Origin of the sequence: Amycolatopsis sp. 195334CR (genome assembly GCF_017309385.1) — a bacterium.
In the GTDB taxonomy this organism is placed as follows: domain Bacteria; phylum Actinomycetota; class Actinomycetes; order Mycobacteriales; family Pseudonocardiaceae; genus Amycolatopsis.
The window spans coordinates 1,738,403-1,750,997 of the sequence record NZ_JAFJMJ010000001.1 but is presented as its reverse complement, the minus strand read 5'-3'; the positions used below and the strand labels follow the sequence as shown (position 1 = coordinate 1,750,997).

The 12,595-nt window shown below is 71.0% G+C and carries 11 protein-coding genes; 5 read left to right on the top strand and 6 right to left on the bottom strand.

The genetic code is table 11. The features are described 5' to 3' along the window. The first annotated feature begins 180 nt into the window (after window positions 1-180). Entirely contained in the window at window positions 181-1,809 is a 1,629-nt protein-coding gene (gene groL, locus JYK18_RS08495) for a chaperonin GroEL (RefSeq protein ID WP_206801570.1), read from the top strand. 96 nt (window positions 1,810-1,905) lie between these two features. On the opposite strand, the gene JYK18_RS08490 is transcribed toward groL, so the two are convergent. Next, window positions 1,906-2,124 (bottom strand): PspC domain-containing protein, encoded by a 219-nt coding sequence (locus JYK18_RS08490; protein WP_206801569.1) that lies wholly within the window; start codon window positions 2,122-2,124, stop codon window positions 1,906-1,908. 95 nt (window positions 2,125-2,219) lie between these two features. On the opposite strand from JYK18_RS08490, the gene JYK18_RS08485 reads away from it, so the two are divergent. Continuing rightward, the gene (locus JYK18_RS08485; RefSeq protein ID WP_206801568.1) at window positions 2,220-3,014 is read left to right on the top strand and encodes a transporter substrate-binding domain-containing protein; all 795 of its coding nucleotides are present in this window, start codon (window positions 2,220-2,222) and stop codon (window positions 3,012-3,014) included. Here JYK18_RS08485 and JYK18_RS08480 read toward each other — a convergent pair. Then, window positions 2,981-3,961, bottom strand: a complete 981-nt coding sequence (locus JYK18_RS08480) for an o-succinylbenzoate synthase (RefSeq protein ID WP_242579021.1) — start codon at window positions 3,959-3,961, stop codon at window positions 2,981-2,983. The genes JYK18_RS08485 and JYK18_RS08480 overlap by 34 nt on opposite strands. Between JYK18_RS08480 and JYK18_RS08475 the strand changes: the two genes are divergently transcribed. Then, window positions 3,960-6,770: a BTAD domain-containing putative transcriptional regulator gene (locus JYK18_RS08475; RefSeq protein ID WP_242579020.1), complete on the top strand. Its 2,811-nt coding sequence runs from the start codon at window positions 3,960-3,962 to the stop codon at window positions 6,768-6,770. The genes JYK18_RS08480 and JYK18_RS08475 overlap by 2 nt on opposite strands. A gap of 183 nt (window positions 6,771-6,953) precedes the next feature. Then, window positions 6,954-7,925, top strand: coding sequence for a zinc-binding dehydrogenase (locus tag JYK18_RS08470; RefSeq protein ID WP_206801567.1), 972 nt, complete (start codon window positions 6,954-6,956; stop codon window positions 7,923-7,925). Here JYK18_RS08470 and JYK18_RS08465 read toward each other — a convergent pair. The 3 genes from JYK18_RS08465 to JYK18_RS08455 form a co-directional block, all read right to left on the bottom strand. Next, window positions 7,913-8,188, bottom strand: coding sequence for a helix-turn-helix domain-containing protein (locus JYK18_RS08465; protein ID WP_206801566.1), 276 nt, complete (start codon window positions 8,186-8,188; stop codon window positions 7,913-7,915). The genes JYK18_RS08470 and JYK18_RS08465 overlap by 13 nt on opposite strands. A gap of 89 nt (window positions 8,189-8,277) precedes the next feature. Beyond that, window positions 8,278-9,108, bottom strand: a complete 831-nt coding sequence (locus JYK18_RS08460) for a DUF72 domain-containing protein (RefSeq protein ID WP_307795826.1) — start codon at window positions 9,106-9,108, stop codon at window positions 8,278-8,280. A 35-nt stretch (window positions 9,109-9,143) separates the two neighbouring features. Next, the gene (locus JYK18_RS08455) at window positions 9,144-10,790 is read right to left on the bottom strand and encodes a DNA repair helicase XPB (protein ID WP_206801565.1); all 1,647 of its coding nucleotides are present in this window, start codon (window positions 10,788-10,790) and stop codon (window positions 9,144-9,146) included. Window positions 10,791-10,892: 102 nt separating this feature from the next. On the opposite strand from JYK18_RS08455, the gene JYK18_RS08450 reads away from it, so the two are divergent. Beyond that, window positions 10,893-11,531 (top strand): TetR/AcrR family transcriptional regulator, encoded by a 639-nt coding sequence (locus JYK18_RS08450; protein ID WP_206801564.1) that lies wholly within the window; start codon window positions 10,893-10,895, stop codon window positions 11,529-11,531. A gap of 8 nt (window positions 11,532-11,539) precedes the next feature. Here the strand turns inward: JYK18_RS08450 and JYK18_RS08445 are convergent, their stop codons facing one another. Then, the gene (locus tag JYK18_RS08445; RefSeq protein ID WP_206801563.1) at window positions 11,540-12,514 is read right to left on the bottom strand and encodes an ABC transporter substrate-binding protein; all 975 of its coding nucleotides are present in this window, start codon (window positions 12,512-12,514) and stop codon (window positions 11,540-11,542) included. Between the last annotated feature and the right edge of the window lie 81 nt (window positions 12,515-12,595).

Below are 12,595 nucleotides of genomic sequence, written 5' to 3'. Positions count from 1 at the left end.
CTCGGTATGCCTGAGTGCCAGCCGGGCGGTCACCGATCGTCCGGTTGAAAGGTCGGGACGGTGAGGCCGGGCCGGGAAACCGAGCCGGTCGTCCGTCGCGGGCACCGAACCTGGCCGAGGAAGTGTTCCTGCCGCCCCCGTGCGAGGTGGCGGCGCCCAATATCGGAGGACCACACCGTAATGGCCAAACTGATCGCGTTCGACGAGGACGCCCGCCGCGGTCTTGAGCGCGGCCTCAACACCCTCGCCGAAGCCGTCAAGGTGACGCTCGGCCCGCGTGGCCGCAACGTCGTGCTCGAAAAGAAGTGGGGCGCGCCGACGATCACCAACGACGGTGTCTCCATCGCCAAGGAGATCGAGCTCGAGGACCCCTGGGAGAAGATCGGGGCCGAGCTCGTCAAGGAAGTTGCCAAGAAGACCGACGACGTCGCGGGTGACGGCACCACCACCGCCACCGTGCTCGCCCAGGCCCTCGTCCGCGAGGGGCTGCGCAACGTGGCCGCCGGCGCCGACCCGATCAGCCTGAAGCGCGGCATCGAGCAGGCCGTCGAGGCCGTCATCGAGCAGCTGCACAAGGCCGCCAAGGACGTCGAGACCAAGGAGCAGATCGCCGCTACTGCTTCCATCTCGGCCGCCGACCGCACCATCGGTGAGCTCATCGCCGAGGCGCTGGACAAGGTCGGCAAGGAAGGTGTCGTCACCGTCGAGGAGTCGAACACCTTCGGGCTCGAGCTCGAGCTCACCGAGGGCATGCGCTTCGACAAGGGCTACATCTCCGGTTACTTCGTGACCGACGCCGAGCGCCAGGAAGCCGAGCTGGAGGACCCCTACGTCCTGCTGTACGGCTCCAAGATCTCGAACGTCAAGGACGTGCTGCCGCTGCTGGAGAAGGTCATCCAGTCCGGCAAGCCGCTGCTGATCATCTCCGAGGACGTCGAGGGCGAGGCCCTGGCCACCCTGGTCGTCAACAAGATCCGCGGCACCTTCAAGTCCGTCGCCGTCAAGGCGCCCGGCTTCGGTGACCGCCGCAAGGCCATCCTGCAGGACATCGCGATCCTGACCGGTGGCCAGGTGATCTCGGAGGACGTCGGCCTCAAGCTGGAGAACGCCGACCTGTCGCTGCTGGGCCGCGCCCGCAAGGCGGTCATCACCAAGGACGAGACGACCATCGTCGAGGGTGCTGGCGACGCCGACCAGATCCAGGGTCGCGTCAACCAGATCCGCGCCGAGATCGAGAACTCGGACTCGGACTACGACCGCGAGAAGCTGCAGGAGCGGCTGGCCAAGCTGGCCGGCGGCGTGGCCGTGATCAAGGCCGGTGCCGCCACCGAGGTCGAGCTCAAGGAGCGCAAGCACCGCATCGAGGACGCGGTGCGCAACGCCAAGGCCGCCGTCGAAGAGGGCATCGTCGCCGGTGGTGGCGTCGCGCTGCTGCAGGCCGCCGAGGCCGCCTTCGCGGGCCTGAAGCTCGAGGGTGACGAGGCGACCGGCGCGAACATCGTCAAGGTCGCCGTCGAGGCTCCGCTCAAGCAGATCGCGATCAACGCCGGCCTCGAGGGCGGCGTTGTGGTGGAGAAGGTCAAGGGCCTGCCGCAGGGTCACGGCCTGAACGCCGCCACGGGTGTCTACGAGGACCTGCTCGCCGCCGGCGTGCCGGACCCCACCAAGGTCACCCGCTCCGCGCTGCAGAACGCCGCTTCGATCGCGGCGCTGTTCCTGACCACCGAGGCTGTCGTCGCGGACAAGCCGGAGAAGGCTGCCGCCGCTCCGGCCGACCCGTCCGGCGGCATGGGTGGCATGGACTTCTGAGTCCAGCCCGGCGCTAGACACAACGGCCCGGTCCACGTTCGCGTGGGCCGGGCCGTTCGTCGTTCCTGGGTCGGTCGCTGGGGTGGCACGGGCGGGTCAGCTCGCGGTGTCCTCCGGCATCAGCACCCAGCAGGCGGCGTAGATCAGCACCGGGGTGCCGACGCCGAAGATGGTGGCGGCGACGAGCAGGATGCGCAGGATCGCGGCGTCCACGCCGAGCATGCGCGCCCAGCCGCCGCACACGCCGGCCAGCATCTTGTCGGTGGTGCTGCGGCGGAGCTTCTTGGTCTCGGGCTGGTACACGTTGTTCGTCATGAGTCCATGGTGGAGCGCCCGCGCACCACGGACATCAGGGAACGGCCCTGGCCGAACCCGGAATCGAGACCCTGAGAGTGTGGTTGGCTTCGGGTATGACGGTTCGGAAAACGGCGCTCTGGCTGGTCGCACTCGCCCTGCTCGGCATGGGGACGGCGAGCGCGGCGGGCCCGGTGAGCCACGCACGCAGCGAACTCGACCGCATCCTCGCCCGCGGTGAGGTGAAGGTCTGCTCCACCGGCGACTACCGCCCCTTCACCTACCGAGACCCGGCCACCGGGCAGTGGAGCGGGATCGACGTGGACATGGCCGGTGACTTCGCGAAGCGCCTCGGCGTGCGGCTGACCATCGTGCCGACCACCTGGAAGACGCTGGTCGACGACCTCGGCCGCACCTGCGACCTGTCCATGGGCGGCATCTCGATCACCCTCGACCGCGCCAAGCGCGCCTTCTTCACCGAGGCCTACGTCAAGGACGGCAAGACCCCGATCACCCGCTGCGAGAACGCCGAGCGCTTCCAGACGCTGGAGCAGATCGACCAGCCCGGCGTGCGCGCGATCGTCAACCCCGGTGGCACGAACGAGCAGTTCGCCGACGCCAACCTCAAGCAGGCCACCATCGTCCGCCACCCGGACAACAACACCATCTTCACCGAGATCATCGAGGGCCGCGCCGACCTGATGATCACCGACGCGGTGGAGACCCGCTGGCAGGCCAAGCAGCACCCCGAGCTGTGCTCGGTGCACCCCGACGAGCCGTTCACCTTCGCCGAGAAGGCCTACCTGCTGCCGCGCGGGGACGTGGTGCTCCAGGAATGGGTGGACCAGTGGCTGAACCTGGCCCGCAACGACGGCACCTACGACCGGTTCGCCGAAGCCTGGATCGGCTGAACCCTGGCCAGCCGGTCGAGCCACCACGCGGTCCGGTCCGGTGGCGCCAGTACCGCGTCGACCAGGTCCGGTTCCGGCGCCCGCCGCGGCACCGGCAGATAACCGTCCACGGGGGACAGTGGAGTCGAGGTGACATCGTTGGACAGCAGGGCGGCCGTGCCCAGGCCGCAGGCGAACTCGAGGGAGGGCAGCGCACCGGCCAGCGCCAGCCCGGCGGCCAGGCCGACGCTGCTCTCCACCGCCGAAGACACCACGCACGGCAGGCCGCAGGCCTCCGCGACCCGCAACGCCCGCCGCACCCCGCCGAGTGGGGCGACCTTGATCACCGCCACGTCGGCGGCCCCGGCGACGGCCACCTTCAGCGGGTCGTCGGCGCGCCGGATCGACTCGTCCGCGGCGATCCGCACGTCCACCCGGCGGCGGACGGCGGCCAGCTCCTCGATCGTCCGGCACGGCTGCTCGGCGTACTCCAGCCCGCCCGCCGCGCGGTCCAGTTCGCGGAGGGCGTGCACCGCCTCGTCCACCTCCCACGCCATGTTGGCGTCGACCCGGACCTTCCCACCGGGGCCGAGCGCCGAGCGCACCGCGGCCACCCGGTCGCAGTCCTCGGCGAGCGTGGTGCCCGGTCCGGCCACCTTGACCTTGGCCGTGCCGCAGCCGGAGGCGGCGACGAGGTCGTGCGCGCGGTCCGGGTCGAGCACCGGCACCGTGGCGTTGACCGGGATCCGGTCGCGCACCGGTTCCGGCCAGCCGTGCTCACCGGCTTCCACCGCCGAGGCCAGCCATGGCACGCTCTCCGCGTCGGAGTACTCGGCGAACGGGCAGAACTCGCCCCAACCCGCTTCTCCCCGCAGAAGCACACCTTCCCGGGTGGTGATGCCGCGGAAGCGGTGGCGCATCGGCGCCGCGTAGACCAGTACCGAGGGCATCGACGGCGAGGAGGACATGAACCACATGGTGGCAAACCCGGGGCCGGCGCTCGAGTTCGGTGTGCTCGGGCCGGTCGAGGTGCGGGCGGGTGGCGTGCCGGTCCCGGTCGGCGGCAGCAAGCCGCTGATCGTGCTGGCCGGGCTGCTGCTGCGGGCGAACCGGGTGGTCGGTGTCGAGGAGCTGTCGTGGTGGCTGTGGGACAGCGACGAGTCGCGCTGGTCGAAGGGCGCGCTGCAGACCTACGTGCTGCGGGTGCGGCGCGCGCTCGGCACGCACGCCAGCATCCGCACCGAGCGCGGCGGGTACGTGCTGGAGGTGGCGCCGGAGGCGCTGGACCTCGGGCGGTTCCGCGCCGGCGCCGAACGCGGCAGGCAGGCCGCCGAACGCGGTGAGCTGCGCGAGGCCGCGGCCGCCTTCGCCGAGGCGCTGGCCCAGTGGCGTGGCCCCGCCTTGTCCAATGTGGACTCCGACGCGCTGCTCCGCGACGAGGTCGGCCAGCTCGACGACGAACGCCTCGGCGTGCGCGAGCAGTGGGCCGAGGTGATGCTCGGACTCGGCGAGCACCACGCCGTCGTGCCCAGGCTGATCGCGCTGGCCAGGGAGAACCCGCTGCGGGAACGCCTGCACGAGCAGCTCATGCTGGCCCTGCACCGGTCCGGGCGGCAGGCCGACGCGCTGGCCGTGTTCCGCTCGATCAGCACCGCGCTGAGCGAGGAACTCGGCCTCGATCCCGGTCCGTCGCTGCGGCGCGCGCACCAGGCGGTGCTCGCCGGAGAGCACGGTTCGCACACCCGCCAGCGCGGCGAAACCCTGGTGCCGCGCCAGCTGCCCGGTGACTTCGCCGGGTTCACCGGCCGCCGCGACGCGCTGGCCAAGCTGCGCGACCTGGTCCGCGCCGAGTCCGCGCCGATCGCCTCGATCGAGGGCATGGGCGGGGTCGGCAAGACCACGCTGGCCGTCCACTTCGCGCACGAGGTCGCCGAGCACTACCCGGGCGGCCAGCTCTACACCGACCTGCGTGGTTACGGCCCCGGCACGGCGCTCGAACCGCTGGCCGCGCTGGAGATGATGCTGACCGCGATGGGCGTGCCCGCCGACGACATGCCACCCGGGCTGGCCGAGCGCTCGGCGCTGTGGCGCACGCACACGGCGAGCCGTCGCGTGCTGGTGGTGCTGGACAACGCGGGCAGCACCGAGCAGGTGCGCCCGCTGCTGCCCGGCACCGGGTGCCTGGTGCTGGTGACCAGCCGGTCGCGGCTGCGGTCGATGGCCGCGGTGCACGGCGCCCGCCGGATCCCGCTGGAGGAACTGCCGGTGGCGGACGCGGTCGACCTGCTGGCGGGCATCGTCGGCCGGGAGGCGGTGCGGGCCGATCCGATCGCCGCCCGCGAGTTCGTCGCGCGGTGCGGCCGGTTGCCGCTGGCCATCCGGATCCTGGCGGTGCGGGCCTCGCAGTTCCCCGAGGTGCCGGTGGCCGATTTTGTCGCCGACTTCGACCGGGAACAGGACAAACTGGACTCGTTCGACCTCAACGACGGGGACGAGACCGATCTGCGCGCGGTGTTCGCCCGCTCGTACCACGCGCTGGACGAGGCTTCGGCGCGGTTGCTGCGGTTGCTCGGGTTGCCGGAGGAGGAGCAGGACTTCACCGCCGCGTCGGCCGCGGCGCTGGCCGGGGTCGGCCTGCGGGACGCGAGGATGGCGCTGGACCGGCTGTCCTCGGCGCACCTGATCGCCGAGCCGCGTCCCGGGCGGTACCAGTTCCACGACCTGATCCGCGAGTTCGCCGCGGACCTGTGCCGCCGCACGGAAAGCTCGGTGGCCCGAGAACAGGCGCTGGCCCGGTTGCTCTCGTGGGCGCTGGACAGCACCGTCGAAGCCGCGCGCCGCCTGCGGCCCGGTCGTCGCTACGAGCTGATCCCGCACCGGGGCCTGGTCCCGCACGAGACGTTCCCCGACCGCACGGCCGCGCTGACCTGGCACGACGCCGAGGCGGGCAATCTCGCCGCGCTGGTCAGGCTGGCCAACCGGATCGGCGCGCACGAGCAGGCGTGGCAGTTGGCCTGGGTGCTCCAGTCGTACTACCTGGTGCGAACCCGGTTGCACGCCTGGAAGGCGGTGTTCGACGTCGCACTGGCGTCCGCGGAGGCGTGCGGGGATCGACGTGGGCAGGCGGGCATCCTCAGCGGGCTCGGCGTGCTGCACGGGGTGGCGCGCGAGGAGCCCGAGGCCATCCGCTACCTGGAGCGCGTGCTCGCCATCCAGCGCGAGATCGGGGACCGCGAGGGGGAGGCCCGCGTCCAGTACAACCTGTCGATGGCGTACCACAACACCGAGGAGGTGCACCGCGCGCTGGAGCACGGGCGGGAGGCCATCCGGCTGGCGCGCGAGCTCGGTGTGTCCACTTTGGAGGCCGACAGCCTGCAGGCGATGGCCGACACGAACACCTACCTCGGCCGCCACGCCACCGCGCTCGCACTGGTCGACGCGGCGCTGGACATCTGGCAGCGGGTGGGGCTCGCCGACAGCCAGCCGTTCCTGGTGCACAGCCGGGGGCGCGCGCTGCTCGGGCTCGGGCGCCGGGAGGAGGGCGTGGCCTGCGTGCTCCAGTCGATCGAGATGTTCACCGCGCGCGGCGAGCTGTACGAAGCGGGGGACGTGCTGGCCCAGCTGGGCACCATCTACCTGCACTTCGGTGATCGGGAGGAGGCTCGCGCGTACTGGCTGCGCGCGGTGCACGTGCTGACCGAGAGCGGGCATCCGTTCGCCGAAGAGGTACGGGCCAAGCTCGCCGGGCTGGTCGGCACGGACATGCCCACGCGCTGACCCCCAGTAGTGCAGCGCGTGAGCACCCAGCGGTCACCGGCGGTAGTCCGCCGGCAACCACTTCGCCCGTACGTGTACTCAACACCACCCCGCTCACTGCTCGCTGACTCCTCGCTGTCATCCGCTGATCATGCTCGTCACCTGCGCTAACATCGCGCGTGCGCGTAGTGCACAGGAGGTGGGATGAGGGCCGTCGTGCTGACCGGTCCCAGCCGGCTCGAGGCGGTCGAGCTGGACCCGCCGGAGTGCGGTCCGCACGAGGTGCTGCTGAGCATGAGCGCGCTCGGCCTCGGTGACCTGGACGTGGCCGCCTTCCGCGGGCGTCGTCCGGTCGGGCCGGTGCCGTGGTTGCTCGGGCGCCAGGGCGTCGGCGAGATCGCCGAGATCGGCGAGCGGGTGAAGCGGCCCTACCGGCTCGGGCAGCAGGTGGTGGTCGAACCCGACTACTGCTGCCGAGACTGCCGTGCCTGCGCCGCGTGGTTTTCCTCCGCCTGCGCCGAACGGGTGTCGATCGGGCTGGACCGGCCCGGGTTGCTCGCCGAGTTCGTCGCGGTCCCGGCGCACTTCACCTGGCCCGCCCCGCGCGCGGTCCCGCTGGAGGACCTGGTCTGCGCCGAACCCCTGGCCGAGTCGGTGGCCGCGGCGCGACGGGCCGCCGTGCAGCCGAGGCAGCGCGCGCTGCTGCTCGGCGCGGACACGCGCGGCCTGTTCCTGTGCCTGGTGCTGCGGGCGCGCGGGCTGGAGGTGATCGTGCGCGAGCCGATCACCGAACGGCTGGACCTGGCGTGCTCGCTGGGCGCGCTCCCGTGGTCCGACGGCGACGACGAGTTCGACGTGGTGTTCGACAACTCGGGCAAGCGGGCCGCGCTGGCCGACGGGCTCGACGGCCTGCTGCCCGGCGGCACGGTCGTGCTGCTGACCGGCGCCGCCGCCCCGCTGGACAACTCCGCCCTGCTCCGGCGGCAGCTGATCGTGCGCGGCTCACGCGGCTACGACCACCCCACCGACTTCCCGGCCACGGTGGACGCGCTGGCCAGCGGCGAGTTCGCCCCCGGCAAGCTGGCGCGACGGCGGTACTCGCTGCAGCAGGCGAACCGCGCCTTCGAGGAGGCCGCGGTCAACGTGGCCAAACCCTGGTTGTCCTACGACTGGTGATCCGGCTTCGCCCGCGCGGACACCCCGGCCAGGTACGCGCGGCCGAGCTCCATGGTGCGCGGCGCCAGCCGGAACACGCGGTCGTGCCGGGTCACGTAGCCGAGTTCGGCCAGCGTGAGCAACAGCCTGCGCACGGTGGCCCGGTCGAGCCCGGTGGCCTTGGCCGCCTGGCTCAGCGTCAGCTCGGGTCTGTCCGCGCTGAACGCGTGCAGCACCGCCATGGCTCTGGCGACGGACCGGACGAAATGTCGGCCGTGGGACATAAGTAAGCCCTTTTCTGACCAGATGTGCGTATGGCGAACATTCTACGGGCGTTTGGCGATCTCCGCCGTCGTCAATCCGAAGAGAGCCACTAGTCACTGGTCAGATCGACGCCGAGGAACTCCGCGAGCGTCTCGGCGTCACCCGGGGCCTTCACCTTCATGTCGTTGTCGAAGTAGACGTAGACGTCGAGGCCCCGCTTGTGCCAGGCGCGGATCTTCTTGGCCCACTCCTTGAGCGCCTGGTCGGTGTAGCCGCTCGCGTACAGCTCCTCGTCGCCGTGCAGGCGGACGTAGACGAACTCGGCGGTCACGTCCTCCAGCTGCGGCCAGATGCCCGCGCTGTCCGCGACCACCAGCCCGATCTCGTGCTCCTGAAGCAGGTCGACGGCCTCCTTCGTGGCGAAGCTCGGATGGCGGACTTCGAGCGCGTGCCGCAGCGACCTGCTTTTGCCCGCAGAAGCATGTGCCTCGCCCTTGAGCTTGTCGTCGTGGTCCTTGGCGAGGTTGGCGGCCTTGCGCGTGGTGCGGGGCAACTCGTCGAAGAACTCGGTGAGCCGCTCGGCGTCGAACGCCAGGCGCGGCGGGAGCTGCCAGAGGAACGGCCCGAGCTTGTGCTCCAGCGCGAGCACCCCGCTGGCGAAGAAGTTCGCCAGCGGGGTGTGCACGTCACGCAGCTGCTTCAGGTGGGTGATGAACCGGCCGCCCTTGACCGCGAACACGAAGTCGTCCGGGGTCTCGGCGAACCAGCTCCGGTACCGCTCCGGCTTCTGCAGCGAGTAGAACGAACCGTTCAGCTCGGCCGAGTTGAACCGCCGCGAGAGGTACTCCAGTTCCCGCCGCTGGGGCAGGCCCTTCGGGTAGAACTTCCCGCGCCACGGTCCGTAGCGCCAGCCCGAGGTGCCGATCCTGATATCCGCCACGCACCAGGGTTGACGTCCGCCGGGCGCGGCAAACCTCAGCGCCCTTCGCGGAGGTCGTCGGCGTCGCGGATGGTGTAGGCGTAGCCCTGTTCGGCGAGGAAGCGCTGCCGGTGCGCGGCGTACTCGGTGTCCACCGTGTCCCGCGCGACCACCGAGTAGAAGTGCGCCTGACGGCCGTCGGCTTTCGGCCGCAGAAGTCGCCCGAGCCGCTGGGCCTCCTCCTGGCGCGAGCCGAAGGTGCCGGAGATCTGGATCGCCACCGAGGCCTCGGGCAGGTCGATGGAGAAGTTGGCCACCTTGGACACCACGAGCGTGTCGATCTCACCGCGGCGGAACTTGTCGAACAGCTCCTCGCGCTCCTTGTTCCTGGTCGCGCCCTGGATCACCGGGGCGTCCAGTTCGGCGCCGAGCAGCTCCAGCTGGTCGAGGTAGGCGCCGATGATCAGCGTCGGCTCGCCGCGGTGGCGGTCCACAATGGACTTGATCACCGGGGTCTTGGTGTCCGCGGTGGCCGCGATCTTGTACCGCTCCTCGGGCTCGGCGGTGGCGTAGAGCAGGCGCTCGTTGTCGGTCAGCGTGACCCGCACCTCGACGCACTCGGCCGGCGCGATCCAGCCCTGCGCCTCGATGTCGCGCCACGGCACGTCGTAGCGCTTCGGCCCGATCAGCGAGAACACGTCGCCCTCGCGGCCGTCCTCGCGCACCAGCGTGGCGGTCAGCCCGAGCCGCCGCCGGGACTGGAGGTCCGCGGTCATCCGGAACACCGGCGCGGGCAGCAGGTGGACCTCGTCGTAGACGACCAGGCCCCAGTCGCGGGTGTCGAACAGCTCCAGGTGCTTGTACTCGCCCTTCGACTTGCGGGTGATCACCTGGTACGTGGCGATGGTGACCGGGCGGACCTCCTTCTTCTCCCCGGAGTACTCGCCGATCTCGTCCTCGGTGAGCGAGGTCCGCGCGACCAGTTCGCGCTTCCACTGCCGCCCGGCCACGGTGTTGGTGACCAGGATCAGCGTGGTCGCCTTGGCGTGCGCCATCGCCGCCGCGCCGACCAGGGTCTTGCCCGCGCCGCACGGCAGCACGACCACGCCGGAGCCGCCCTTGAAGAAGGCCTGCGCGGCCTGGCGCTGGTACTCGCGCAGCTGCCAGCCGTTCTCGTCGAGGTCGATCGGGTGCGCTTCGCCGTCGACGTACCCGGCGAGGTCTTCGGCGGGCCAGCCGACCTTGAGCAGCAGCTGCTTGAGCCGCCCGCGCTCGGACGGGTGCACCACCACGGTGTCCGGGTCGAGCCGCGTGCCCAGCATCGGGCTGATCTTCTTGCTGCGGGACACCTCCTCCAGCACCGCGCGGTCGGTGGTGGTCATCACCAGCCCGTGCGCCGGGTGGTTGGTGATCTGGAGCCTGCCGAAGCGGGCCATCGTGTCCACCACGTCGATCAGCAGCGGTTGCGGCACCGGGAACCGCGAGTAGGTGGTCAGCGCGTCGACCACCTGCTCGGCGTCGTGCCCGGCGGCACGCGCGTTCCACAGCGCCAGCGGGGTGACCCGGTAGGTGTGGACGTGTTCGGGGGCGCGCTCGAGCTCGGCGAACGGCGCGATCGCGATCCGGGCGTCCTCCGCCCGCGGGTGGTCGACCTCGAGCAGCACGGTCTTGTCGGATTGCACGATCAACGGGCCATCGGTCACGCCCTCCTTTATACGTTCCCCGGGGTTCCGCTGAGTCGAAGAGGCCGGGGTGCGGGTACTTATCCGCACGTCACCGGGCGCTCGGCTGGCTACCATGGAGGGGTGGCTGAACAGTTGGGCCTCCGGGAGCGCAAGAAGCAACTGACGCGCAGGCTCATCTCCGACACCGCGATCGACCTGTTCCTCGCTTCGGGGTTCGACTCGGTCTCGGTGGCCGAGGTGGCCGACGCGGCAGAGGTTTCCAAGCGCACCCTGTTCGCCTACTTCCCGACCAAAGAGGACCTGGTGGTCCACCGCTACGCCCACCACGAGGGCGAGAACGCGGAGGTGGTGCGCCGTCGCACGGCGCGGCAGACGCCGCTGATCGCGCTGCGGGCGCACTTCCTCGACGGCCTGCTGCGGCGTGACCCGGTCACCGGCCTCAACGACGACCCGAACCAGATCGCGCTGTACGCGATGGTGACCGCGACGCCGAGCCTGGCCGCGCGGCTGCTGCAGTTCTACGAGGGCAGCGAGCGGGAGCTGGTGAAGGAACTGGTCGGCGGGGACGGTGCCGACGAGCTGATCGCCCGGCTCGCCGCCGCGCAGATCGTGGCCACGCAGCGGACCTTGCTGATGGACAACATCCGCCGGCTGACGAACGGCGCCCGTGCCTCGGACGCCTACCCGGACGCCGTCGCGGACGCCCGCAAGGCCTTCAAGCTCCTCCGCAGCGGCCTGGCCGAGTTCGGCCTGGGCTGACGCGCGCGTCAGCCGGGGGCGGGGAGCAGGGACTGCACGTCCAGCCGTTGCTTCAGCACGCCCGCGCTGTGCATCAGGTCCGCGACCCGTTGCAGGCGCACCCCGCTCAGCGAGCTGGGGTAGCTGCCCAGCGAGACCAGCGCGGCGGTGTTGGCGTTGATCCCGGCGAACGCGGGCAGCGCCTGCCGCACGATGGCCGGGTCCGCCGCCTTCTGCTGCGCCTGGTTGAGCAGCGTGCGGAACAACGCCAGGGTGCGCGGGTTGGCCTGCGCGAACACCGCGTTCGACGCGTACGCGGAAACCGGGAACTCCAGTGTCGCGCCGCGGGCGGTGTCGGCCAGCACCTTCGCACCGAACTCCTGCTGCGCCAGGGTGATCTGCGGTTCGACGAGCCAGGCGGCGTCCGCGTCGCCGTCCCGCAATGTGGACAGCATCTCGTCGGGCGCACGCTGGGTGAACCTGATGCGGTTCACGTCCACCCCGGCGGTGGCCAGCACCGAGCGGCTGGTCAGCGTGCCGAGTCCGTCCAAGGTGTCCACCGCGATCGTCGGCGAGCGCTTCGCGGTGGGTGTGTTGTAGGCCGAGTCGGGCAGCGTCACCAGCGCCATGGTCTTCGCGCCCGCGGTGTACGCCTCGCCCTGGAGTTGAAGCGCCACACCGTTTCCGGCGGCCTTGAACAGTTCGACGTCGCGACCGAACGCGACGTCGAGGTCACCGGCGGCGAGCTTGCCGAGCCCGTCGCCCGCGTCGGCCTGCTCGACCAGTTCGATCTTGAGCCCGGCCGCGGTGAAGGTGCCGTCGGCGACCGCCATCCGCAACGGGGCGCTCTCGATCGGGTTACCCACACCGACACGGAGAGTGTTCCGCTCGGGTGCCGCCGGGGTGGCCTGCGGGTTCTGCTCGAAGGCCGAGCAGCCACCGAGCGCGACCGTGAGCAGGACGATCAGCAGCGCCGGGAAAGCTCGCCGCGCTCCGGTGCCCATGTTCGCCTCTCGTGGCCGGGAAATGTCGCATCTGTTTGGAGCTTAAAGGCTTCTGCCCATACCATCGCGGCAAGGGCGGTG

What these genes read in the sequence shown, in the direction of transcription:
- groL (WP_206801570.1), top strand. Translation starts at nt 181, where the DNA reads ATGGCCAAACTGATCGCGTTCGACGAGGACGCCCGCCGCGGTCTTGAG.
- JYK18_RS08490 (WP_206801569.1), bottom strand. Translation starts at nt 2,124, where the DNA reads ATGACGAACAACGTGTACCAGCCCGAGACCAAGAAGCTCCGCCGCAGC.
- JYK18_RS08485 (WP_206801568.1), top strand. Translation starts at nt 2,220, where the DNA reads ATGACGGTTCGGAAAACGGCGCTCTGGCTGGTCGCACTCGCCCTGCTC.
- JYK18_RS08475 (WP_242579020.1), top strand. Translation starts at nt 3,960, where the DNA reads ATGAACCACATGGTGGCAAACCCGGGGCCGGCGCTCGAGTTCGGTGTG.
- JYK18_RS08480 (WP_242579021.1), bottom strand. Translation starts at nt 3,961, where the DNA reads ATGTCCTCCTCGCCGTCGATGCCCTCGGTACTGGTCTACGCGGCGCCG.
- JYK18_RS08470 (WP_206801567.1), top strand. Translation starts at nt 6,954, where the DNA reads ATGAGGGCCGTCGTGCTGACCGGTCCCAGCCGGCTCGAGGCGGTCGAG.
- JYK18_RS08465 (WP_206801566.1), bottom strand. Translation starts at nt 8,188, where the DNA reads ATGTCCCACGGCCGACATTTCGTCCGGTCCGTCGCCAGAGCCATGGCG.
- JYK18_RS08445 (WP_206801563.1), bottom strand. Translation starts at nt 12,514, where the DNA reads ATGGGCACCGGAGCGCGGCGAGCTTTCCCGGCGCTGCTGATCGTCCTG.